Genomic DNA, 460 nt, shown 5'->3' with positions numbered 1-460 from the left:
TGAGCTGGCGCGAGCCGTAGGTCCGTGCGTTGCATGGCGAGGTACGCGGCATGCAGCCCGCGCCTGGCGCGGACGGCCAGGCTGGAGACGGCGGACGGTGTCATCGACATTTGCGCCGCCAGTTCGGCCGGCGTGTAGCGCTCCACCTCGATGAGCCACAGGATGCGCCGCCACCGAGGAGGAAGGGTCGCCCACGCGGCTGCCACGAGGTCGTTCTGGGGAGCGGGTGACGGCATGGGCAGCAGGTATCTCTCCCATTCCTCGGTGTCGCCGGCGATGATCGTCCGCCTCCATCCGGCGACGTACCGGTATGCCAGGCGCCGGACCGTCGCCTGTAGATAGCGGGCGAACGAGTACCGGGGACCGTGGCCGGAGCGCAGCGCTCGAAGGACGAGGTAGAAGGCCTCGTGGGTGAGGTCGTCCGCGGTGTGCGCGTCGGACACGATGTGTTGGGCCGTGT

The 460-nt window shown here is 69.3% G+C and carries 1 protein-coding gene; it reads right to left on the bottom strand.

Annotation, left to right across the window (positions count from 1 at the left end; translation table 11 throughout):
• A partial coding sequence (locus ELR45_RS16660; protein ID WP_240759803.1) for an RNA polymerase sigma factor occupies positions 1-443 on the bottom strand: 443 nt, incomplete at its 3' end.
• Positions 444-460 lie beyond the last annotated feature (17 nt).

The sequence above is a fragment of the Phytoactinopolyspora endophytica genome (assembly GCF_004138495.1).
Classification (GTDB): domain Bacteria; phylum Actinomycetota; class Actinomycetes; order Jiangellales; family Jiangellaceae; genus Phytoactinopolyspora; species Phytoactinopolyspora endophytica.
The sequence above is the reverse complement of the archived record's forward strand: the minus strand, read 5'-3'. Positions and strand labels throughout refer to the sequence as shown.